This is a genomic window from Nocardia sp. PE-7 (genome assembly GCF_030486425.1).
GTDB classification, from domain to species: Bacteria; Actinomycetota; Actinomycetes; order Mycobacteriales; family Mycobacteriaceae; genus Nocardia; species Nocardia salmonicida_A.
Map to the genome: position 1 here is coordinate 6572606 of NZ_CP129614.1, position 23611 is coordinate 6596216.

Genomic DNA, 23611 nt, shown 5'->3' on the forward strand with positions numbered 1-23611 from the left:
GACTGGTCGGGGTCGGCGAATTGCCTTCCGATCGAGCTGAATTCAGCATCCCGTCAGCAAACTTTTGGACGTCCATGGTGATAAATCCCCACCTCAGCGCGCCGCAACGCTACTTTCGATCAGCAGGATCGCGAATAAGTGAGTTGCTGGAGAGTCACCAGCCGGTCGCCGGGGGTTGACCGGAGACTGACGAACCCCCGGCTCGCGTCCGCTACAGCGGAGGAGCGAACCGGGGGCTCGTCGAAGAGAAGACGGCTCAGCGACGATGCCGTGGCTGCCACACCACGAGCGCGGTACTGCGCGCCGGCGGCGACAGATCGGGCCGGTAGCCCGCCCGCAACCGCTCCATCTCCGCGCTCATCTCCTCGACGCGCTGCTGCAACGCCTCCACCTGATTGGTGAGCTCGATGATGCGCTTGATGCCGGCGAGGTTGACGCCTTCGTCCTGCGACAGGCGCTGCACTTCGCGCAGCACCTCGACATCGCGGGCCGAATACCGGCGTCCGCCACCCGATGTCCGTTGCGGGGTGACCAAACCCAACCGGTCGTAGGTACGCAACGTCTGCGCGTGCATCCCTGCCAATTGAGCCGCCACCGAGATCATGAAGAACTCGGCACGCGAGGTCGCACCCGAAACAGACTTCGGATCCGGGCTATCCGCGCCTCTCCCTACGCCCTCCGTGGTCACGCTGCGCTACCTCCTCCGGGCGCTGAACTCGATGTGCGGGGACATCAAGCACCCGCCCATCCTGCACGCGGTTCGAAGCCACTGGCCTTCTCCGCCTCCTGATACCGCTTGAGCGCATCGGTGGCGTCGGAGTCGAGCGATTGCGGTACCGCGACCTTCACCGTGACCAGCAGGTCACCGGCGCCGCCCGCCGCACCACGCTTGGGCACGCCACGACCACGAACTCGCAGGATACGCCCGTCGGCGGTGCCCGGGGGCACCTTCACGCCGACCCTGCCGTCGAGCGTCGGTACCGAAACTGTTGTCCCCAGTACCAATTCGCTGTAGCTCACCGGGAGCACCAGGGTGAGGTCGTCGCCCTGGCGGCCGAAGACCTTGTCCTGGCTGACGTGCACGGTGACATACAGATCACCGGAAGGCGCACCGCGCAGACCCGCCTCGCCCTGACCGGCCAGCCGGATCTTCTGACCGTCGCTCACACCCGGAGGAATCCGGACGGTGATGGTGCGGGTGCGGTTCTGGATACCGGTGCCCGAGCAGTCGGTGCACGGGTCGTCGATGATCGACCCGGTGCCGCGGCAGTCGTCACAAGGCTCGCTGAAACCGAACGCGCCCTGATTACGGCTGACCACGCCCGCACCGTTGCAGTGCGGGCACACGCGCGGGCTGGTGCCCGGCTTGGCCCCGCTGCCGTGACAGGTGGTGCACGGCGAGGGACTGGTCATCCGCAGCGGAACGGTGACGCCCTGGGCCGCCTCACGGAAACCCAGCGTCGTCTCGGTCTCCACATCGGAACCGCGACGCGGACGAGCCGCCGCCCGGCCGCCGCCGCCACCCCGGTTGAACAGCCCGCCCAGCAGATCGCCGAGCCCGCCGTCGCCCGCGGCGCCGGTGCCACCGGCCTGACCGAAGATGTCGCCGATGTTGAAGTCCTGCGAGAAGCCGCCGCCCGCACCGGGGTTGAACCCGCCGCCGCCGTAGGCCCGGCCACCGCCGCCACCGCCCGCGAACATGCGGCGCGTCTCGTCGTACTCCTTGCGCTTGGCCGGATCCGACAGCACCGCGTTGGCTTCGCTGACGGTCTTGAACCGCTCCTCGGCCTTGGTGTCACCCGGGTTGGAATCCGGGTGCAGGTCGCGGGCGAGCTTGCGGTAGGCCTTCTTGATCTCGTCCTGCGAGGCGCCGGAGGAGACACCCAGCTCCTTGTAGAAGTCCTTTTCGATCCACTCCCGTTGGCTCACCGGGCATCTCCTCCTTTCGCGTTCTTATTGACTGTCGCCGGCATCCGGATCCGATGCCCCCGCGGCCTCGGCATCGGTTACCCCGACCAGCGCGTGCCGAAGCACCCGGTCGCCGAACCGATAGCCCTTGCGCATGACGATGCCGATCACCGGGTCGGCGCCCGAACCCTCGTGCTGCACTGCCTCGTGCAGCGTGGGGTCGAACGGGTCACCGGTGGCACCGAATTCGACGAGACCCTGCTTGGTGAGCGCGGTCTCGAGCTTGTCGGCGACGGACTTCAGTGGGCCGGAGTCGAGGTCGCCGTGCGCCCTCGCCCGATCCAGATCGTCCAGCACCGCCAGCAATTCGGTGACCACCGACGCCTTGGCGGCATCGATGTTGGCCTGACGGTCGCGCTCGACCCGGCGGCGGTAGTTCGCGTATTCCGCGGTCAACCGCTGCAGGTCGGCGGTGCGCTCGGCCAGCTCGTCGTTCTCCGGCTCGACAACGTCGGCGTCGAGGGCGGAGTCCGCCGTGGCGGCCTCCGCGTTCTCGTCCGCGGTGTCTTCCAGGATGTCGTCGACCAACTCCTGCTCGGAGGAGTTCGCCTCGGTCACTTCTTGTCCGTGTCGACCGGCTCGTCCACGACCTCCGCGTCGACGACCTGATCGTCATCGGCCTGGCTCGTGCCCGCGCCGTTGCCGGACTGCGCGTCGGCGGCGGCGGTGGCCTCGTAGATCGCCTGGCCGAGGGCCTGCGACTCGGTGGCCAGCTTCTCCACGGCGGACTTCACCGCGGAGATGTCGGTGCCCTCGAGTGCCTGCTTGGCCTCGGCGACCGCGGTCTCCACCTTCGCCAGCTGATCGGCGGAGACCTGTGCGCCACCCTCGCTCAGCTTCTGCTCGTTGATGAACTTCTCGGTCTGGTGCACCAGCGACTCGGCCTGGTTGCGGGTCTCGGCCTCTTCACGGCGCGCCTTGTCGTCGGCGGCGTGCGCCTCGGCGTCGGCGACCATGCGGTCGATCTCTTCCTTGGACAGACCGGAGCCGTCCTGGATCTTGATCTTGTTTTCCTTGCCGGTGCCCTTGTCCTTCGCGGTGACGTGCACGATGCCGTTGGCATCGATGTCGAAGGTGACCTCGATCTGCGGCACGCCGCGCGGGGCCGGGGGCAGGCCGGTGAGCTCGAAGGAGCCGAGCAGCTTGTTGTGCGAGGCGATCTCGCGCTCACCCTGGAACACCTGGATCTGCACCGAAGGCTGGTTGTCGTCAGCGGTGGTGAAGGTTTCCGAGCGCTTGGTGGGGATGGTGGTGTTGCGCTCGATGAGCTTGGTCATCACGCCGCCCTTGGTCTCGATACCCAGCGACAGCGGGGTGACATCGAGCAGCAGAACGTCCTTGACCTCGCCCTTGAGCACGCCGGCCTGCAGGGCGGCGCCGACGGCGACGACCTCGTCCGGGTTCACGCCCTTGTTGGGCTCACGGCCGCCGGTCAGTTCCTTGACCAGGTCGGACACGGCGGGCATACGGGTGGAGCCACCGACGAGCACGACGTGGTCGATATCGGCCACGTTCAGGCCCGAGTCCTTGATCACGGACTGGAACGGCGCGCGGGTGCGATCCAGCAGATCAGAGGTGATCTTCTGGAACTCCGAGCGGGTGAGCTGCTCGTCGAGGAACAGCGGGTTCTTGTCCGCGTCGACGGTGATGTAGGGCAGGTTGATCGAGGTGCTCTGACCCGAGGACAGTTCGATCTTGGCCTTCTCGGCAGCCTCACGCAGACGCTGCATGGCCATCTTGTCCTTGGTCAGGTCGATGCCCGAGGACGCCTTGAACTTGTCGACCAGCCAGGAGACGACGCGCTCGTCCCAGTCGTCGCCACCGAGGTGGTTGTCACCGGAGGTCGCGCGGACCTCGACGACGCCCTCGCCGATTTCCAGCAGCGAGACGTCGAAGGTGCCGCCGCCGAGGTCGAAGACCAGGATGGTCTGCTCTTTGTCGCCCTTGTCCAGGCCGTACGCGAGCGCGGCCGCGGTGGGCTCGTTGACGATGCGCAGCACGTTGAGACCGGCGATCTGGCCGGCTTCCTTGGTGGCCTGACGCTGGGCGTCTTCGAAGTAGGCCGGGACGGTGATCACGGCGTCGGTGATCTCCTCGCCCAGGTAGGCCTCGGCGTCGCGCTTCAGCTTCATCAGCGTGCGCGCGGAGATCTCCTGCGGCGTGTACTTCTTGTCGTCGATCTCGACGTTCCAGTCGGTGCCGATGTGGCGCTTGACCGAGCGGATGGTGCGGTCGACGTTGGTGACCGCCTGGTTCTTCGCGGGCTGACCGACGAGAACCTCGCCGTTCTTCGCGAAGGCGACGATCGAGGGGGTGGTGCGCGAGCCTTCCGAGTTCGCGACGACGACCGGCTCGCCGCCTTCGAGCACGGCGACGACGGAGTTCGTGGTCCCGAGGTCGATTCCGACCGCACGAGCCATAGTGGTTTCCTCCTGTTTGACGTTCGGTTATTGCAACGCTGAGCGTAGTGGGCTCAATCCTGCCTTCGAGATCCACCGTGAGTCAACCCGAAGTTGAGTCAGGTTCGCTCAGGTTGTTGATCGGCACAACCAGTAGCTGCGGCGATTCATTCCCGCCACCCGAAAAAAACTTCCCGACCCCCGGCCATTCTTGCCACGAGTGCGCTCAACTGCAGCCCTCGATGCTGGATCGTGACGGTCCGGACACAGCGTTATCGAGTGAGGCCGGGGTGGATGCCGGGACGAAGGCCGTTGCCTTCGGCGGTGCGACGCAGGAGATCGAGGAAGACCGCACGATCCTCGGGAGCCAACGGGGCCAGGAGTTCGGCGTCCAACTCGGCCACCCGCTGCTCGGCCTCGGCCAGGAGGGCATGGGCGGCGGGCAGGAGATGAAGGGCGTGGGCACGGCGGTCGTTCGGGTGGCGTCGACGCTCCACGAGGTTGCGTTTCTCCAGGTCGTCCACCAGGCCGACCATCACATTGCGGTGGATATCCAGCGCCTCGCCGAGCTCCTGCTGAGTGCGGCCGTCATGGGCGTTCAGGAGCTTCAGCATGCCGAAGTGGCGCGGCTTGATGCCGAGCGGCGCCAGCAGATCACTGAAGCGGTAGGCGGTGTGGAAGCCCAGTTGGCCGAGGAGGAATCCGGCGTGGGTCGACAACTGCGTCGGGTCGGTCACACCCCCAGGATACGCCGATTAACGCACCATTCATGATTGCCCTGTTGATTGATAATCACTTGAGGTGCATAGTTTGAGAGGTCTCCACTCCCTACTCGAAGAGAGACCATCGTGACTACCTCCCCCACTCCCCCCGACGCCGATCCCCGGCGCTGGATCGCCTTCGCGGTGGTCCTGGCGGCCGGCTTCATGGATCTACTCGACGTGACCATCGTGAACGTGGCCGTGCCGAGCATCCGCAACGACCTGAACGCCGAGTACTCACAGCTCGAATGGATCATCGCGGCCTACGTTCTCGCCTTCGCCGCGGTGTTGATCACCGGTGGGCGACTCGGCGACATATACGGTCGCAAGCGCGTATTCCTCACCGGCATGGCCGGTTTCACGATCGCCTCGGCGGCCTGCGGGCTGGCCACCGATCCGACCGTGCTCATCGGCTCCCGCTTCGCGCAAGGCGCGATGGGGGCGCTGATGGTGCCGCAGATTCTGGCCATCATCCAGACGACGTTCCCGAAGGAGGAGCGGGCCAAGGCGATCGCCGTCTACAGCGGCGTCGGCGGGTCGGCCTCCGCGGTCGGTCTCGCGCTCGGCGGCCTCCTGGTGCAGGCCGACCTGTTCGGGCTGGCCTGGCGGCCGATCTTCTTGGTGAACATCCCGGTCGGCATCGCGGGCTTCATCGCGGCCTGGTTCGTGATGAGTGATTCGAAGTCGGCCACGCCGCCTCGACTGGATCCGGTCGGGATGGTACTGGCGGTTTCGGCCGTATTGCTGCTGGTCTACCCGTTGACCGAGGGACGTCGACTCGATTGGCCCGCCTGGATTTTCGTCATGATCGGCGCGGCTGTCGCGATGTTCGTCGGGTTCCTGTTCTACGAGCGTGGGCTGGCTCGGACGGGGCGTTCGCCGTTGGTCGACCTCGGGCTCTTCCGGTCTCGGCCGTTCGCGGTCGGGGTGGGCACCTGGTTGCTGTTCTGGATCGCCATGGGCGGGTTCTTCCTGGTGTGGACGTTGTTCATGCAGGGCGGGCTCGGGTGGTCGCCGATGCGGGCCGGGCTCACTGCGGCGCTGTTCGCCGTGGGAGCCGGTGTGGGAGCGGGGCTTTCGGTCGGCGTGCTGGCCGCTCGGTACGGGCGGCGGGTATTGATGATCGGGGCACTGGTGAACGCGGCGGGGTTCGCGCTGTACGGCGCGATGGGGGTGCGGTACGGCAGCGAGTTCACTTCGTGGCAGATGGCATTGCCGTTGGTACTCACCGGCGCCGGGTTCGGGATGGTGGTGGCGCCGACGCTGGATCTGCTGCTCGGACAGGTACCGCAGCGCGAGGCCGGGTCGGCCTCCGGACTGCTGAACACGGGGCAGCAGTTGGGAACCGCGCTGGGTGTGGCATTGGTCGGCGTGCTGTTCTTCACCGTGCTGGACCGGGATTCCGATCTAGGGGTGGCCGCGGTGACGCCCGAGATCCGGGCGGAGCTGGCGCTGGCGGGAGTGCCGGTACAGGTCCAGGATCAGATCCTGGTTGGGTTCGCGGCGTGCGTGCACGATCGATCGGCGGAGGACGATCCGGCCGTGACCCCCGCCAGCTGTCAGTCGAATCCTGTTGGTGATTCAGTGATTTCGCGGGTACTCGCCGAGGCGGGCGCCGAGGCGAACGCGGTGAACTTCGCTGAGACGTTCCGGTACACGCTGTCCTACGGCGCCGGGATGCTGCTGTTGGTGTGCCTCGGATTCTTGGCCCTGCCGAAGGAGGCCAAGCTGGAACAACGCGTGCTCGATGATGACGAGCCGGAAATCGTCACTGTATGAAACAGCAAGGATGGACGCACATGTACACAGTTGATCTGCTCGCCGTCGGACGCGGGCGCGAAGTTGTCGATGCCGCACTCGGCTATGTGGGCGAGCTCGGATTTCGCGTCCTCGGGTCGACCACCGACGAGGAGGCGCTCGCGATCCTCGGGCGTGAGCGGGTTCGCCTGCTGGTGATCGGGGGTGGCGTCGAACCCGACTCCCGCAAAATCTTGACGGCCGCGGCCGAGGAGCAGGGCGCCACCGTCGTCCAGGCGGAGCGGGCCGGGCGTGGGATCGAGCGATACCTCGCCGAGGAGGTGGTGCCGAAGCTGGGTGAGTAAGCAGCCCTGCCGCACGCTCGACGAGCTCGTTGCCCTGAATATTCGGGGCAACGATAGGGCTGCGAAACAGTTGGGCCGGGCACTAGTTTCGGGGTATGCGTGCATCGATGGGCAAGGTTCAGTGGAAGCGGGCGTTCGGCGGAGTGGCTGTGGTCGCCGCCTTGGCCGGAGGCGGGATGGTCGCGGCCGGGGGAAGCGCCGTGGCCGACAGCGGGATCGCCATCGCCGACGACGGGTGCACGTTCTCCTCGGTCGGGGGGTCGTGCAGCGATCCGGGGCCGGTGGGGAATGCGTTGATCGCGGTACGGGAGTTCGCCAAGAGCTTGGGGTACGGGACCGGAAGTTCCTCGGGGACTGCCTACTTCATCTGAGCGGCGCGGTGATCCGCTCCGGTTCACCGGGGAAGTTCGGCCAGGATTCCCTCGGCGCTGCGGGCCGCCGCGCGGCAGGCGGTAGCGGTCGATTGATCGGCGAGCGGGTGGCCCGCTCGCGCCCGCCAGGTGCGGACGGCGTCGAAAGCCTTGGCGCGCAGGGAATTCGAGTTGGCCTCGGCGGGTAAGCCGAGGCGCAGGTGTGCCGCCACGCCCTCGCCGCCGAGAATGCGGTGCAGATCGGCGAGTACCGCTGGGGGCAGCGGCAATTCATCGGTGCGCAGGCGCCCGAGCAGTCGGAGCTCGGTGAAACCGTGGACGTCGGCGAGCCGGGCACGCACTCGGGGCAGTAGCCGATCGGCCTCGGTTCCGGGGTAGGCCATCAGGATTCGATCGAGAGTGCTCAGCGCGGAATGCGCCTTCAGCTCCTCGGCGCGCTGCCCGAATTGGACCTCGAGCACCGAACGTAGTTCCTCGATGCCGCTGCGATCTGCCAATTCCGCTGCCAGCGAGAGGGAATCGCGAACGCCGAGGCGAATCAGCATGGTGGCCATGCGAATACCGAACAGGCCGAAGCGATCCACCAGCTGCGCGCGCAGTTCGGGAGCCACCGGCAGCGCGATGTCGGCGCGGGCGAATCGGTCTGCCGAGAGCAAGGCGATCCCGAGGTCTTCCGCGGGCACCGTGGACAGCGCCTCGAACGCCGCGAACTCCGGCTGTCGCAGCGTCGAAGCGGCGAACGCGAGCAGGCCCGCCACCGGAATCACCGCCTGGCACAGGCCGGTTCGTTCCAGCTCGCCGGCGAACCTGGCGGCGACATCACGAGCCGAATGCAACGCGTCGATGCGGCCGGAACCGATCTCGTCGGCGCGCGACACCACTCCGATCACACCGAGCGGGCCCGCACCACCGGCGCCGGCGCCGATCTGCTCGAGGAAACTCACATCGGTGGCGTCGAGACGGCGCAGCAGATAGACGACGGCATCGGCCCCCGGCACCGAGATCGGAGCGCCACCCGCGCGCGCGTCGACCCCGGTATCGGTGGGAGTGAGCAACCGTGCGGTACGCAATGACACCTCGCGCGAGAGCGACGACGTGCCGGGGGTGTCGATGATCGTGGTCTGCGACAACGCGGCCGAGGGCCAGCCGACCTCGAGATGGTCCACCTCGCGGGGACCGCGCGCGTCCCAGCGCAGACCGTTCAGGTCGAAGGTCAGGCCGTGCGCGCCACTTCCGCGGCGCACGATCACGTTCGCGCGCGAGCCGTCGGCGGCGTGCGCGGTGACCGTGGGGGTCGCGCCGTCGCGGTACCAGGTGACGACGCGGGTGCACTCGGTGGCATCGGTCGGGGCCACGGCCTGGCCCACCAGCGCGTTCAGCAATGTCGACTTGCCCGCCTTGATCGAACCGGCCAACGCGACGCGCAGCGGCTCACGCAATCGGTATTCGCATTCGGCCAGCAGCGTGCGCGCGTACTCGTCGCGAGCGAACGCCCGCGCCGCCGCGCCGACCAACTCGTGCGCCTCGGTCAGGATCCTCGGTGTAGTCCGGTCGCCGGGCGCGGCGGTGTCGAAACGGTGGGTCACCCAGATACCGTACCGTCGGCCCGTCTCGGTTCGATCTGCATCGATTCCGCGTAACGCCGCAGCTCGGCGACGGCGTGCAGTTGGCGTTCGAGCACGACGGTGCGCTCGGCGCGGTGCGCGGCGGCCATCGCCGCCGCTTCCTGTGCTGCGCGCAGGGACGCGTCGATCGAGCGCAGGCTGCGGTCGGCCACGCCGGCGAAATGGTCGCGCAGCGCGCGGTGGATGCGGTGCAGCCGGTCTTTGGTGTCCTTGGCCGCCTGGAACGCCACGTCGTCGAGGAACCGGCGAACCTCCCCGTTGGCCTCGACGCGGCGTCGCGCCAGTCGGGCCGACTTGTCGTCGCGGTAGGCCTTGCCGCCGACGATCAGGCCCGCGCCGAGAGAGATCGGGTTCAGCATCGCCAGACCGGCGAAGGTCGTGGCCAGACCGATCATCAGCACGCCGCCGTAGGAGCCGCGCATACCGACGAGCACCTTGCTCGTGAAACCGATATCCGGCTCGAGATCGGCCAGGGAACCGGAGCTCACCAGGCCGCTCTCTTCGTCCATTCCGGCGTGCACCTGCGGCAACTCGACCGCGCCGACCTCCCTGAAATGGTCGGCGATCCGTTCGGCGAGCAGTTCTGTCCGGCGATGGGTCAGTACCAGGTTGTCGCCGAGCGCGGTGTCCACGGAGCCGGTCAGCCATTCGGTGATAGCGCCCCAATGCCTGCCCGGATCGTTGTCGTCGATCCACTCCTGGCCGGTGCGGGCGATACCGCGCAGGCGCTCGCGCAGGTCGTGGTCGACGTCGCCGACGAGGTCGGTGATGCCGTCGGTGAGCGTCTGCTGCCAGCTCGCGGTGCGCCGCTGCAGGTCCTCGGCGGCCGCGCGGGCCGACTGCAGCTCACCGACCGCCGCTGTGCCGCTTGCCGGATCGCGCAGCGCCACCAGTTCGCTGCCCAGCGCCAGCGCCAGATGTTCTGCCGCCGAAGACAATTCGCGAGCCACTGCCTGCCGCGAGACCGCCTGGTCGCGGGCGACGACGCGATCGCGCAGGAAACCGAACAGCACGCCGAATCCGGATTCGAGGCCGAGCTGCGCGTCCTGCAGACGCAGGGCGTGCGCGCGCAGCAACGCCGACACCGGGATCAACGCGACCTCGGCTTGCGCGCGCGTGAGATGGGCACGGTCGGCTTCGAGCACCTGTCGCCAGTGCGGATACAGATCCGTCTTGGTGAGCAGAACGGCGACCGTGGGACACATTTCGCGGATCTGCCGGACGAAGGTGAGCTCTGGCTCGGTGAGCTCGGTGGAGGCATCGGAGAGCACGAGCACCGCGTCGGCCGCCGCGGCGAGGCTGAGTACACCTGCGGCGCAGACACTTCCGTGTCCGCCGACGCCGGGGGTATCGATGAGGACGATGCCGTCGGCGAGTAGCTGAATCGGCAGCTCGGCCTCGATCCGGACGATCTGTCGGCCCTGTGCCAGCGGGCTGCGGGTATCGACGGCGCCGATCTCGTCGAACGGGATCTCCACCCGCGATTCGTCGGTTCCCGGCGCGGTGAGCACCAGGTACGCCCGCTGCTGCTCACCGTAGGACAGCTGCAAGGGGAGCACGGTGGTCGCGTCGTCGCCGACCCGGCACACGTCCATCCCGAGCAGCGCGTTCACGAACCGGCTCTTGCCCTGACCGAGCTGACCGGTGACGACGATCCGGTGTCGCGGGTCGCGCACTCGCTCGGCCACCTTCTCCAAGCGTGCGACCAGGTCGTCGCGGCCCGCGGCATGGGCCGCCGCGACGGTGTCGGACAACACCGTCGTCAGCGGCACCGCGTTCGGTGCGAGAACAGTCATCGCATCGCCCGTTTCGCTCAGTGGAACAGTCCGTCGGTGTGCACTTCGGGACCGGAGTCGGTGACGGTGCTCGATTCACCGAACAGCGACGTGTCGGTCCCGCCCAGGCCGGAACCGTGCAGGCCGGAACCGAACGCGCTCGATACGTCGACCGCGGACCAGGTGTCGGCCGCCGTGGTGACCGCGCCCTGCGTCGTCGCACCGACCGTGCCGGAAGCGTCGGTCTGGGTTGTCGAGGTCGCCGTGGTCTGGCCGGAGAGGCCGCCGACCGCGGCGGTGCTGCCCTGTGCCGTGCCGTCGACGGCGGAGGTGAAGCCGCCCGCGACCTGGGTGCTGCCGGACAGGCCCGCGTCGCCGTAGCCGCCGAGGCCGGTTTCGAGGCCGGTTCCTGTTTCGGCGCCGCCGGTCGCGGAGCCGGTCAGCCCGATGCCTGTTTCCGCGGCACCGGTCAACCCTGTGTGCGCACCACCGACAGCGGAACCCGCGAGCCCGGCCCCTACGTCAGCGGCACCGTTCAGACCCGTCTGCGCACCACCGACAGCGGAACCCGCGAGCCCGGCCCCTACGTCAGCGGCACCGTTCAGACCCGTCTGCGCACCACCGACAGCGGAACCCGCGAGCCCGGCCCCTATGTCAGCGGCACCGTTCAGACCCGCTTGCGCACCACCGGTCGCCGAACCCAGACCCACACCCGACTCGACGAGACCGCCCAGGCCCGCCTGCGCACCGCCGGTCGCGGAACCGGCCAGACCCACACCGGACTCGACGGCACCGTTCACACCTGCCTGTGCACCCGAGGTGACAGCGCCGGACAAGTCGGTGCCGAGAGTCGTCGCGGTATCGAGGCCGCCCTGCAGGCCGGTGGTCAGTCCGATGCCTGTCGTGGTGGACAGCGCTGATTCCAAGCCGGTCGTGACCTGCCCCGAGCCGCCGCCGAGGAGCGATCCGTCGAGACCGAAACCGGTACCCGACTCACCACTCGCACCGCCTGTGATGCCCCCGATCAGACCCGTGCCCGCCGATGCGGCGCCACCGAGCCCGGTTTCCAGGCCGGTGCCGAGCTCCGCGCCGACCACACCGTCGAGACCCGTGATCGCGGTGGTGGTCGCGGCGGCTCCGAGCCCGCCCGCGGCCTGCGCCCCCGCATTGGCCACCGCACCGAGCCCACCGTTGACGCCCGCCCCGAGCCCACCGGCAGCGGTGCTCGCCCCGCTGAGCCCGGCTTCGAGACCGCCGCCCAGACCGGCGGCGACATCGCCACCCGCGCTCACTGCCCCATTCACCGCACCGTCGAGATCGGCACCCACCGCACCGTTCAGGGCGCCGCCGAGACCGGCACCCGCACCTACCGCGCCATCGAGACCGGCCGCGATATCCGCACCAGCACCAGCCGCGCCGGACAGCACGCCGCCCAGACCGACACCGGCGCCGGCCGCGCCACCCAGCGCAGCGTCCAATCCGGTCTCCAGATCGGCGCCCGCCCCGACGGCGCCGGTCAGCGCACTGTCCAGTCCAACACCCGCACCCGCCGCACCGTTCAAGACACCGCCGAGGCCGGCGGCAACATCGCCCCCGACGCCGACGACGCCACCAAGGCCGGCAGCCAGGTCGCCACCTACGCCGACCGCACCATTCAGGGCACCACCGACGCCACCAGCAAGATCGCCACCTGCTCCGACCGCGCCATTCACAGCACCGCCGAGACCAGCTGCCAAGTCGCCACCTGCTCCGACCGCACCGTTCAGTGCGCCGTTGAGACCGGCCGCCAGGTCAGCACCCGCACCGACCGCACCGTTCACAGCACCACCGACACCAGCGGCAAGACCGCCACCCACACCGACCACACCATTCACGGCGCCACCGAGACCGGCGGCCAGGTCAGCACCCGCACCGACCGCACCGTTCACGGCGCCACCGAGACCAGCTGCCAAGTCAGCACCCGCACCGACCGCACCATTCACAGCACCACCGAGACCGGCCGCCAGGTCAGCACCCGCGCCAACCGCACCGTTCAAGGCACCACCGACGCCAGCGGCAAGACCGCCACCCACGCCGACCGCGCCGTTCAAAGCTCCGTTGAGGCCGGCGGTCACACCCGCGGCCAGGTCGGCGCCGAGGTCGGCGTTCACGTCCACGTTCGCGCCGGTGACAGCGTTCAGGGCCACGTCGAGGCCGACTCCCACCTGGGCGGCGGCGTCGGCGACTACCGAGGCGACGGCGCCGAGGCCCACGTCGAGGCCGAGGTCGAGTTCGGCGTCGGCTGCCGCGGCCGCGGTGACAGCGGCGGCTGCCGTCGCGGTGGACGCGAGAACCGCGCTCGTGCTCGCCGCGGCGCCTGCCGCAACGATCGCCTGCAACTGGGAGCCGCCGCTGACCAGCGCGGATTCCGCCACCATGGGGGCAACCGCGGAGATGTCCTCCGGGGTCACCGCCAGGCCTGCCACGCTCAGCGCATGGCACGGGTTGGCGCAGTAACTTGCCGCGGCGTCGGGGTCGCGCAGCAGATTGAGGATGAACTCCAGAATCGCGTTCGGTGTCATCGAGATCAGCTCCTCCAGATCATGGGCGGTGATGCCCGATCTGTTTGTCGTTGGAATGTCTTTCACGCTAGGCGGGCACGTCGTTACAGGTAACGGGGCGAATACCTAGTTCCCACCGAACGCACCCCATTAGGGGCCCACGCGGATTAGGGGAATTTCCCCGTACTTCCCCCATCGCAGGTAACAGCTGCCCCCTAGCAACCGACAGATCGGATGGGACGCCCGCCCTCGGCGATCTCGCTCTACCCAAGCGTTTACCGGTCCACCGGAAGTCCTGCGAACGGGGTTGTCCAATGACAGAGCGTCTGGCGCTCGGCACCACTGTCGGAGCGGTGAATTCGGCTGCCGCGGCCACGACAGGCGACGAGGCCGGTGCCACCGTTCTCACTCACCGCAGCGCGCTGCGGCTCGGCACCGACGGCTCGGTGAGCTTCGCCGACACGACGGACCACCGTCGCGGAGTGGTGATCGATGAGTACTTGTCCAGAGTCGGCGATCCGGTAGATCTGCTGGCAGCGGATGGTTCCGCCCACGACGCGGCCGATTTGTTCGCCGCCGCGACCCGCGCGCTGACAGCCGAACTCCGCACCGCCGCCGCCGAATTCGACGACGCGGCGACCACCGTCGCGTGTTACCCGGCGTGGTGGCCCGAGGTCACCGTCGAGGCCGCCAGGTCCGCACTCGCGCGCTCGGGCCTGCCCGAGGTGACGCTGGTGCCCGAACCGCTGGCCGCGGTGCGCCGATACGAGATCGAGCACGGGCCGCTCGACGACGGCGCGCTGGTCGTCTACGACCTCGGCGCGAGCGGATCGACGGTGACGGTGCTGCGCACGGGCGAGCAGGCCGGACTGCTCGGTACGCCGGTCCACAGCACGGCGATCGCCGGTTCCGAATTCGATCTTCTGACGATGCGCTATGTGCTGGCAAATGCTCTGGGTGAAAACGACATCGATCCTTTCGATCCGGTTGTCGAAGAGGAATTGTCGGCCTTGCGCGAGCGCTGCCGAATTGCGAAGGAAGAACTGTCGAGGAATACCGCGACGGCGATTCCGGTCGGGATGCTCAGCCCCTCCGTGCACACCGAACAGGTGCGGCTGACCCGGGGTGAACTCGAGGATCTGCTGCGCCCGCCCCTGCTCGACTCGATGAGCCTGCTCCAGGACGCGGTCCGCCGTGCCGACCTCACCCTCGGCGATGTCGGACGGGTGCTGCTCACCGGCGGCGGTGGCGCGATTCCGCTGGTAGCCGAGCTGATCTCCACCGAATTCGGCCTGGCGGTGATCGCCTGTGCCGACCCCACGACGTGCGCGGCGCTCGGCGCGGCCGAGATCGCCCTCGACATCGCCGCGATCAGCCTGCCCACCGTGGCCATCCCGGCCGTGGCGGTGGCAGCTTCCTCGGTGGCCGTACCCCCGGCCGCCGAGGTGCTCGCGCTGCCGCCCTCGGAACCGGTTCGAACCAAGATGTTCACGGCGAAGCGGTCGGCGATCGTCGCGGCCGCGGCCCTGACCATGGCCGCGCTGGCCACCGGCACCCTCGCGCTCGGCGGCGCCACTCAGCTCTCACCCACCGGACCCGCCGCGACGACCAACGCTCCCCTGGTTCCCGGCGCACCCGCGTCAACCAGCGCGGGCGGCACGGCCGGGACAGCGAATGCCACGAACTCCGGTGTCGCCGACCCTGCTTCGCCGGGCGCGACCGGCACCGCGACGCCGTCGGGCGTGATCCCGGTCGGCACGACCGACGCCGGCGCTCCCGGCAGCACGCCCGCTGCGGGAACTCCGACGCCTGCCGGTGGCGCACCCGCCGCCGGAACACCAGCGACCGCAGCACCGGAGACAGCGGGTCAACCAGGTCCCGCGGCGCAGCAACCGGCGCAGGCGCCGCCCGCCGGGCAGGCCCCGGCACCTGCCCCGGCTCCCGCGCCGGGACCGGGACCCGCTCCAGCACCTGCCCCCGCTCCGGCGCCCGCGCCCGCCCCGACCAAGCCGCAGGTTCCGACCATCAAGGTCGATCCCGGCGGTCTACTCGACGACGTGGGCGGCGCCGTCGGCGAGACCCTCGAATCGGGAACGCAACTGCCGGGCCGGGTCCTCGGAGGAAATGGTGGCTGAGATCGCTCACGACGCCTTCCCCAACGCCCGAACCGTTTTCCGCGCGCTCGACACCGCCGACGAGCAGACCGTGCTGCTGTTGATCCGCGGCCGAGCGGGCACCGGAAAATCGTTCCTGCTCAACGCCGTCCGAGCGCATCTCCGCGGTCGCGGCATCCCGGTCGTCGACTCCGCGACCGACCATGCCGAGAGCGAGGTTCGCGACCGGGCGGTGCTCGTCGCCGACAATATCCACCGCTACAGCGACGGCGAGCTCCGCGCGCTCTGCGCCGCCGTCGAGACCGGACAACGCTCCGTGGTGCTGACCACCCAGCCGCGCCCACACGATCCCCGGCTGCGCGCGCTGGCCGACGCGGTGGCGCGCAACGGCCGCACGGTGGATCTGCGCGCACTGGGTAGCGCCCACATCACCTCGTTCGCCAGGGAACTCGGCGTGGCCGTGTCCCAGCCGCTCGCGGCGCACATCCATCAGCTGACCGCGGGGATTCCCGGTGGTGTCGTCGCGGCGCTGATGGGCGCCCGTTCGGCCTCGCTCGAGACCTGCGAGACAGCGGTGAACGAGTCCGTCACCGCCTGGACGCGATCGCTGCTGGAAGCGGTCGAACCCGAACTGCTCGAAACGCTGGTCATCGCGGCGACCGGAACCGGTTTGGACGCCACAGAACTCACCGAGGTGCTCGGCGTCGACACCGCCACCGCGCACGAGCTGATCGACCGCGCCAGGGCGGGCGCCCTGGTCACCGATGCCGACCTGCTCCTCTCACCCGCCGTCGCTCCGCTGCGGACGCTGCTCGGTGATCGCCGCTATGTCGATGTGCAGCGCAGGCTGCTCACCGCGCGCCTGGACGCCGGCCTGCTCCGCGACCGCACAGCGCTGATCCTGGCCGAGTCCGGCGTGGTCGATGCCCGGCTCGCGGAGTTCCTCTGCCGCTCGGCGGAGAAGTCCGACGATGCCCCCCGCTGCTACGCGGCCGCGGCAGCGGCGGGCGCGGCGGTCGAGACGATCGCGGTGCGCTGGGCCGAGGCCGCCGCGCACGCGGGCGACACCGACACCGCGCTCCGCCTGGCCGAACCGCTGCTGACCGCACAGAACATCGCCGGGACCGAGCTCGTCGCCGCGGTGCGCATCTGCGCGGGCGTCCTCACCCGTCGGGGCCTGGTGAGCCGCGCCGCCGGACTGTACAACTGGCTCGGACCGGAGCGCGTCGGCGCCGACTGGGCGCCCGCGGCGATGGTCCTCGACCTGGCCGGTGACCAGGCCGCCGCCGCGCGCATGTCGGCAGCCGCACAGCACTGGCCGCCGACCGAGGCCGACGCGGGGGCTCGGCTGATCGCGGGCGCGCTCGACGAATCGCTCGACCCGCACGGCGCGGGCACGGCCGCGGCGATCTCCGCGCTGATCCAAGCGGGCAACACCGACACCGGCGACGATCGCTATCTCCCCTGCTCGGCTGTCTCGATCGCCACCCTGCTGTGCCTCGGCAGCGGCGAGCCGCGCCGCGCCGGTGACGCGCTGCGCCGGGCGGCGGGCATGGGCGGAAGCCGACAGCTTCCGGTGCTCACCGCGTGGACCGCGCTGCTCGGCGGCGACGAACGCCGCGCCGCAAGCACCCTCGCCGACATCGACATTCGTGCCCTCGCGCCACGCGATCAGCTCCTCGCCCACGCCCTCACCGTGGGACTGGCCCGGCGCGGCGGCGACCACGCCGCCCTGGCTCACGCGTGGCAGGCGGCCTGCCCCCTCTTCGACGAGTTGGAAGCCGACCTGTTGAGCCTGTTGCCGATCGGCGAACTGTGGCTGGCAGGCATCCGCCTGGGCGATGTGCGCCGGATCGAACCGCTCGTCGACGCCGCGCGGGCGCTGGTCCGCAAGCTCGGCCGCGCACCCGCCTGGACCAATTCCTTCCACTGGTACGGAGTACAGGCCGCGCTGGCCGACGAGTCGCCCCGCGCGCTGCTGCCCCACGCCCATGCCTTGAAGACCGCCGCGGAAGCGGGTGACCGGCAGGCCGCCGTACTCGCCGATGCCGGGCGCACCTGGTTGCTCGTGCTGCGCGGGCAGGTGGCCGCGGCCGATGTGCAGGCCGCGGTGTCGGCGCTGGCCGAACTCGGACTCACCTGGGACGCCGCCCGGCTGGCCAGCGAGGCCGCCCTCGCGGCCGGTGATTCGACGACCGCGACCGCCCTGCTGAAACTCGCGCGATCGGTGCGCACCCAGGCCCAGCCGGTCGAGCCCCCACGACCGACCGCGCAACCGCTGCCGCAGGTAACCGCGGGTCTCACGCCGCTGACCAGCGAGTCCAGCGCATTGAGCGACCGTGAACGCGAGGTGGCCGAACTGGTACTGCTCGGTCTGACCTATCGCGAGATCGGCGCGAGGCTGTACATTTCCGCGAAGACCGTCGAGCATCACGTCGCGCGAATCCGTCGTCGAATAGGCGCGCGCTCACGATCGGAATTACTGTCAATGCTGCGCGCGATGGGACACGGCCAACTGCTGGTGTGACTCGCGCGGACGATCTACGCCGAAGTGAGGGGTGTACCGCCGATGGCCACTGGGGTCGGCCTGCGTATCGCCGATGACGAATGCATCGCCGCGGTGGTCACCGAGGACGGCACGGTTCAGGTCATCGAGCGTGCTTCGGTCCTGCACATGTCCGACGACGGCGACGCCGCCCTCGGCGGACCCGCTCCCACCGGGCACGCCCACTCGATCGCCGGATTCGTGCGCGCGATCGGTGACCCGGCCGGTGTCGATGTCGACGGCGGCGAGGCCTATCGCGCCGAGGACCTTCTCGCGACGGCCATGTTCTGCCTGATCGATCTCACCACCGAGCACCTCAGCGGTCCCGCCGAGTTCTACGCCACCCACCCCGCCGGCTGGTCGACCGAGGTCGTGCGCGGCGTGCGCGAGGCGCTGGACTATCTGGGATTGAAGTCGGTGGCCCTGCTCGGCGAGGACGAACTGCCCCAGCCCGAGCACGGCGCCGATCCGGGCAAGACCTACGCCAACGCCGCCGCCCAGGCCGCGCTGGTCGCGGTGCTGGCCACCCCGGCGGGCGCGACCCCGCCCGACCCGATCGTCACCGAGAACGCCACGGTCGCCACCGATGTGATGCCCGCGCTGGAGCCGCCCGTAGTGACCGCGCAGGCGTACTCGGCGGCGCTGCCCGTCACGCCCCTGCCGACGAAGGCGATGGCGCCGGTCGCGCCCGCTCCGAGCGCCGTGCCCGCGGCGACGCCCGCCGCGAAGCCCGCCCGCAGCAGAACCCCCTTGCTGATCGCCGCCGCCGCGCTCATCGGCCTGCTGCTCGGCGGCGTCGCGGTCTCGGTGCTGATCCGTGACGCCGAAACGACCCAGCCCCCGGCGATCTCCGACGCCCGCCCGGAAACGCTGACCCCGACCTCGGCCCCCGCGCCGCCTCCGCCGCCGGTCGTCGAACCGACTACGGCCCCGCCGGTCACCACCACCGTCGAGCCGGAGCCGACGACCACCACCGAGGCGGCGCCGACGCCCACCCCAGAGCCGACCACCGCGGCGCCGACGACCACGCCGAGCCCCACCACCAGCCGTCCCCGGTCGCCCTTCGGGACCTACCCGCCGGGCTATCTCCCCGCGCCTCTCACCATCCCGGGTCAGCGCTGAATCCAGCAGCCGGACGGTAACCGCGCCAGCAGAGCGAGCGTGCCCTAGAGTGATGCGCTGACCGACATGATCGCCGCCGGCGGTGTTCTCGGTCACTGGTTGTCGACGAAGGGATTTCATGCGCAAGTTGGTGGCGCGTCGCGCCGCGGTCAAGGCAGCCTCCGCCGGGTTCGCCGCGACTGTTCTACTCGCACCCCTGCTCGGATCCGGTATCGCGTCCTCGGAACCTGTTGCGCCATTACAACTTTCAGCCGACGCGTTGCCCAGCGAATTGGTGACCGCGCTGTCACGTGATCTCGGCATGACCCCCACCGAGTATCTCGATCGCGCCGCGCGCGCCCAGCAGTTGCGCGACTACGCGACCGATTTCCGCGCCGCCAACCCCGACACCTTCGCCGGCGCCTGGCTCACGCCGGACGGCAAGGCGGTCGTCGCCACCACCGATGCCGAGGCAGGCAAGCTCGTCACCGCCGCCGGCTACCAGACCCACCTCGCGCCGATCTCGGCCGGTGGACTGGAAGGCGCGCTGGTGCAACTGAGTCAGTGGGTCGCGAGCCTGCCGCCCGCCATCTCCGCGCCGATCAGTTCGATCGCGATCGACGCGCTCAACAGCCAGCTGGTGCTCAACGTCGCCAACACCGGCACCGGCCACATGCTCAACCTGCCGACCCTGATCGCCACCATCAAGGTGGTGCTCTCGCCCGGCGGCGGTGGTCCGGTGGAGTACAAGCCGATGGGCGGCGACACCTACATCACCTCGAAGAAGGACCTGCACGACGCCGACCTGCGCGGTGTCGACGTCTGCTCGTTCGGGTTCAACAGCACCGACGCCTCGGGTAACGCGCTCAATATCTCCGCGGGCCACTGCAACCCGAATGTCGACAACGGCGGCACGGCCTCGGTCTACGTGCCGAACGTGCGCGATATCCCCAACAGCCCCGAGGTCGGCTCGTTCGCCCGCTCGGTGCTCGGCGGGCCCGCCTCGCTGGACTACTCGGTGATCAAGCTCAACGAGCGCGCGGTGAACGCGGGCATGGACCAGCCTCGGGTGCGCGGCGCCGAAGGCACCACCCTGACGCTCACCGGCACCGCCGAACCCGTCACCGGCGCGCCGGTCTGCAAGACCGGCCAGTCCTCCACCTTCACCTGTGGTTTCGTCTCGGCCGACCATGTGGAGACCCAGCTGTTCACCGAAGCGGGCGTGAGCAAGACGATCCGCGGCTTCGCCAGCACCGCCTGCACCCTCGGCGGCGACAGCGGCGGCGCCATCGTGTCGGGCACGCTCGCCCTCGGCATCACCAGCGGCTCGAACGCCTCCGGCGCGCCCAACTGCACCGAAGCCAACACCCAGCTCGCCCCCTACGGCGGCACCGCCTCCCTCGGCATCCCGATCCGGCCCATCCTGGCCGATATCGAGGCCACCTCCGGCGGCGGACTCGGCAGCGGAATCATGGTGCGCACCAAGCCCAACGCTGGCTGAGCGGGGACAAATCACCGACCGGACCGGGTGAGCGAAATCTCTTGCCCGGTCCGAGTAGGCATAAGTCGCTCGAGCCCATATAGTTCGGACCATGCTCCTGCCACGTATGGGTCGTACCCCGTCCGCGCGAAGCTCGAGAAGAGCTCGGAAATCTATGATCGCCGCTTCGGCGGCGTTTCTGCTGTTCGGCCCCACGATGGCGGTTGCCGACGCGCAGCCCGCGCCCGCAGACCTGCCCGCCCAGCTCATCGAGGCGGTCACCCGCGATCTGAAGATCTCCCCCGACGAGTACCTGCGCCGCGCCGATGTCGCGCAGCAGGTCGCCGCGTTCTCCACCACCGCGCAGCGTCAGTTCCCGCAGGTCTTCGCCGGTTCCTGGCTGAGCGACCAGGGCAACGCCGTCGTCGCGCTGTCGCACGGCCCCGGCGCCGACCAGGCCCGTGAAGCCGCGCAGTCGGCCGGCTTCGAGGTCCGCAACGTCGCCAAGAGCGAGTCCACCCTGCGCGGCGAGAAGACCGCCTTCGAGAACTGGCTCGCCGCCGCACCGCCGGAGATCTCCGCGCTGGTGCGTGGCGTCGTCGTCGACACCGTGAACAACTCGATCGCGGTCCGTGTGCAGCAGGCCGGGCTTCCGCTGCCCAGCTTCATCGACCCCTCCCGCGTCATCGTCACCGCTCCGCCGGTGGCAGGCGAGCGCGTCGACCTGTCCGCCACCCCCGTCGCCGGTGACGGCAACGGCGCGCTGGCAGGCGGCGACGGCTACGCCTCCATCGTGGGCCGTAGCTCGCTGCGCTGCTCGCTCGGCTTCAACGGCACCGACCGCGCAGGCAACGTCATCAACATCTCGGCGGGCCACTGCAACCCCGACATCGGGTCGGCGGGCACCGGCAACGCCGCCGCCGTGTACGAGGTCAACGGCGACCGTGCGGGCGCTCAGCTCGGCACCTTCCAGAAGTCGGTGCTCGGCGAGCAGGACTACTCGATCATCCGGGTCAACGACAACGCGCGCGCCCGCTTCGAGAACAACCTGGTCCGCATTCCCGGCCAGGCCCCCATCGCCGTCGACGGCGTGGCCACCCCCGTGGTCGGCGCCCCCGTCTGCAAGTCCGGTGCCCGCACCGGCTTCAGCTGCGGCGTGATCAACGGCGTCGACCAGACCGTCCAGGTCGGCGACCGTCAGCTCACCCAGAGCTTCTCGGCCAACATCTGCGCCCTCCCCGGCGACTCCGGCGGCGCCATCGTCACCGGCCGCCTGGCCCTGGGCATCTCCAGCGCCTCCTCGGTCGCCGACTTCCCCATCTGCGAGATCCCGAACATCATCGGCGCTCTCACCGGCGACACCCCCCAGCTGTTCGCCCAGCCCCTGACCGTCGTCCTCTCGGACAACCCCGGCCTGGCGGTCCGCACCAACTGATCATCACCATGTAGGCATAGAGCAGCCCCAAAAAGGCCGGTAGCGCTCCCGCTACCGGCCTTTTTGGCGTCAATGCACCAGTGGGTCCGCCCCAGACCCACACAGCCCTCACCGACCTCACCAACCACACCATTCACCCCGAATCCGCCACACCCGCACTCCCAACCCCGCCACACCCGCACACCCAACCCCGCCACACCCGCACACCCCGAATCCGCCATGACCGCACTCCCAGCCCCCACCCGCGACCCCTAGGGAGCGGCGGCCACGAAGTGGCCGGTCGCGGCCGGGTCGCCGGTTAGGCGGCGGTGCGTAGGCGACGAAGGAGCAAGCACCGCCGCCTAACCGGCGGCCCCTCAGGGCCGCGACTCGAGCGCGCCAGCGCTCCAAAATCACAGCAAAAGGCCCCGCTCCCATAGGAAGCGAGGCCTCACGCAGTAAACCCGGGCCGAGGCCCGCTGACAACTACTTCTTGTCAGCCCACACAGTGGTGCCGTCCGGCGACTGGTACACGTTCAGCAATTCGATACCCGAGGCGAGGGCAACCGGGCCACCGACGACGATCGTGCCGATAACGCCACCGATCGCCGCACCGCCGACCACGCCACCAAGGCACAGCGGGACCACCAACGGACCGCCCGCGAGGCCCGCGACGCAGCCGATCAACGCGCCGACAGCGGTGCCGAGGAACGCGCCGACAGCGGTGCCGACCGAGAACTTGGTGGAGAAGTCGTTGATCGCGCGCTGGTTCTCCTGAGCCGAGGCGATCTCCTTCGCCGCGACGACCGGCTTGACGCCGAGCTTCTGGTCGGGCGCGATGGCGAGGTTCGCAGGCTTCTCCGGGGTGATCTTCAGGACGGTCGAGTCCTCGATGACCTCGGTCTTGGCCGGGATGTCGGTGCCGTTGATCGAGAACGCGATCGGCACGACGACCTGCAGCTCGCCACGTGAGTCCTTGATCTCGGCGACCTTGGTCTTCGGCGACTCGGGGGTCTCCCCGTCTTTCTCCACAATCGAGAAAGTGCCGTTCTTCACGGTGGCGACGACGGTCTTGTCGACCAGCTTCACCGAGTACTTGATGTCCTGCGGCGCCTCTTCGGCATGAGCAGTGCCCATGGCGACGGTCATCGCCCCGATAACCAGCGCGGCAGCCGCAGTGGTCCTACGGAAGTTCATTCAGGTTCCAATCCATCAGGTGTGGTGCGTCGTGCGATCGAGCGACACGCGAGACTCGTCAAGCGGGGCATCCCTATGAGATGTCCCCTACTTCTCCCCGAGCAGTGTGAAGACCGGCACAGCATGCAGAACAGCTGGAGCTTAATGGACTGAATCCCCTGAGGCCAGAAGGAATTTCGGCGGACCTAGTAAGCCTGACCTTAGCTTCACCGCAGTTCA

At 69.3% G+C, this 23611-nt stretch carries 17 protein-coding genes; 7 read left to right on the plus strand and 10 right to left on the minus strand.

All coding sequences use genetic code 11. The annotated features are described in order from the left end of the window. Positions 1-256 precede the first annotated feature (256 nt). The 5 genes from QX204_RS30820 to QX204_RS30840 all read right to left on the minus strand — a co-directional run bounded on the left by QX204_RS30820 (position 257) and on the right by QX204_RS30840 (position 5104). Positions 257-604, minus strand: a complete 348-nt coding sequence (locus QX204_RS30820) for a heat shock protein transcriptional repressor HspR (RefSeq protein ID WP_062991685.1) — start codon at positions 602-604, stop codon at positions 257-259. Between the two features lie 128 nt (positions 605-732). Next, complete coding sequence (dnaJ, locus tag QX204_RS30825) at positions 733-1929, minus strand: molecular chaperone DnaJ (RefSeq protein ID WP_056823483.1); 1197 nt, start codon at positions 1927-1929, stop codon at positions 733-735. A 24-nt stretch (positions 1930-1953) separates the two neighbouring features. Then, positions 1954-2526 (minus strand): nucleotide exchange factor GrpE, encoded by a 573-nt coding sequence (gene grpE, locus QX204_RS30830; protein ID WP_301903975.1) that lies wholly within the window; start codon positions 2524-2526, stop codon positions 1954-1956. Further along, a complete protein-coding gene (gene dnaK / locus QX204_RS30835; protein ID WP_301903976.1) occupies positions 2523-4388 on the minus strand; it encodes a molecular chaperone DnaK in 1866 nt (621 codons plus the stop codon). Before dnaK ends, grpE begins: the two co-directional genes overlap by 4 nt. Before the next feature lie 251 nt (positions 4389-4639). Beyond that, on the minus strand, positions 4640-5104 hold the full coding sequence (locus QX204_RS30840; protein WP_301903977.1) for a MarR family winged helix-turn-helix transcriptional regulator: 465 nt from the start codon (positions 5102-5104) through the stop codon (positions 4640-4642). Between the two features lie 111 nt (positions 5105-5215). On the opposite strand from QX204_RS30840, the gene QX204_RS30845 reads away from it, so the two are divergent. Together QX204_RS30845 and QX204_RS30850 are read left to right on the plus strand one after the other, a co-directional pair. Further along, positions 5216-6907 carry an MFS transporter gene (locus QX204_RS30845; RefSeq protein ID WP_301903978.1) on the plus strand — a complete coding sequence of 564 codons (1692 nt, stop codon included), beginning with the start codon at positions 5216-5218 and terminating at the stop codon, positions 6905-6907. 20 nt (positions 6908-6927) lie between these two features. After that, positions 6928-7230, plus strand: coding sequence for a hypothetical protein (locus QX204_RS30850; protein WP_301903980.1), 303 nt, complete (start codon positions 6928-6930; stop codon positions 7228-7230). 118 nt (positions 7231-7348) lie between these two features. Here the strand turns inward: QX204_RS30850 and QX204_RS30855 are convergent, their stop codons facing one another. The 4 genes from QX204_RS30855 to QX204_RS30870 form a co-directional block, all read right to left on the minus strand. After that, positions 7349-7549 carry a hypothetical protein gene (locus QX204_RS30855; protein ID WP_301903981.1) on the minus strand — a complete coding sequence of 67 codons (201 nt, stop codon included), beginning with the start codon at positions 7547-7549 and terminating at the stop codon, positions 7349-7351. Positions 7550-7624: 75 nt separating this feature from the next. Beyond that, positions 7625-9187 (minus strand): dynamin family protein, encoded by a 1563-nt coding sequence (locus QX204_RS30860; protein ID WP_301903982.1) that lies wholly within the window; start codon positions 9185-9187, stop codon positions 7625-7627. After that, positions 9184-11022, minus strand: a complete 1839-nt coding sequence (locus QX204_RS30865) for a dynamin family protein (protein WP_301903983.1) — start codon at positions 11020-11022, stop codon at positions 9184-9186. The genes QX204_RS30860 and QX204_RS30865 overlap by 4 nt, the downstream gene beginning before the upstream one ends. A gap of 17 nt (positions 11023-11039) precedes the next feature. Next, the gene (locus tag QX204_RS30870; RefSeq protein ID WP_301903984.1) at positions 11040-13562 is read right to left on the minus strand and encodes an IniB N-terminal domain-containing protein; all 2523 of its coding nucleotides are present in this window, start codon (positions 13560-13562) and stop codon (positions 11040-11042) included. Between the two features lie 293 nt (positions 13563-13855). Between QX204_RS30870 and QX204_RS30875 the strand changes: the two genes are divergently transcribed. The 5 genes from QX204_RS30875 (at position 13856) to QX204_RS30895 (ending at position 22216) form a co-directional block, all read left to right on the plus strand. Beyond that, positions 13856-15676: an Hsp70 family protein gene (locus QX204_RS30875; RefSeq protein ID WP_301903985.1), complete on the plus strand. Its 1821-nt coding sequence runs from the start codon at positions 13856-13858 to the stop codon at positions 15674-15676. Then, positions 15666-18182, plus strand: a complete 2517-nt coding sequence (locus QX204_RS30880) for a LuxR C-terminal-related transcriptional regulator (protein WP_301903986.1) — start codon at positions 15666-15668, stop codon at positions 18180-18182. Before QX204_RS30875 ends, QX204_RS30880 begins: the two co-directional genes overlap by 11 nt. Before the next feature lie 42 nt (positions 18183-18224). Next, complete coding sequence (locus QX204_RS30885; RefSeq protein WP_301903987.1) at positions 18225-19322, plus strand: hypothetical protein; 1098 nt, start codon at positions 18225-18227, stop codon at positions 19320-19322. 118 nt (positions 19323-19440) lie between these two features. Continuing rightward, positions 19441-20802, plus strand: a complete 1362-nt coding sequence (locus QX204_RS30890) for a S1 family peptidase (protein ID WP_301903988.1) — start codon at positions 19441-19443, stop codon at positions 20800-20802. Positions 20803-20956: 154 nt separating this feature from the next. Continuing rightward, on the plus strand, positions 20957-22216 hold the full coding sequence (locus QX204_RS30895; protein ID WP_301903989.1) for a S1 family peptidase: 1260 nt from the start codon (positions 20957-20959) through the stop codon (positions 22214-22216). A 465-nt stretch (positions 22217-22681) separates the two neighbouring features. Here the strand turns inward: QX204_RS30895 and QX204_RS30900 are convergent, their stop codons facing one another. Then, positions 22682-23392 (minus strand): DUF8020 domain-containing protein, encoded by a 711-nt coding sequence (locus QX204_RS30900; protein ID WP_301903990.1) that lies wholly within the window; start codon positions 23390-23392, stop codon positions 22682-22684. Positions 23393-23611 lie beyond the last annotated feature (219 nt).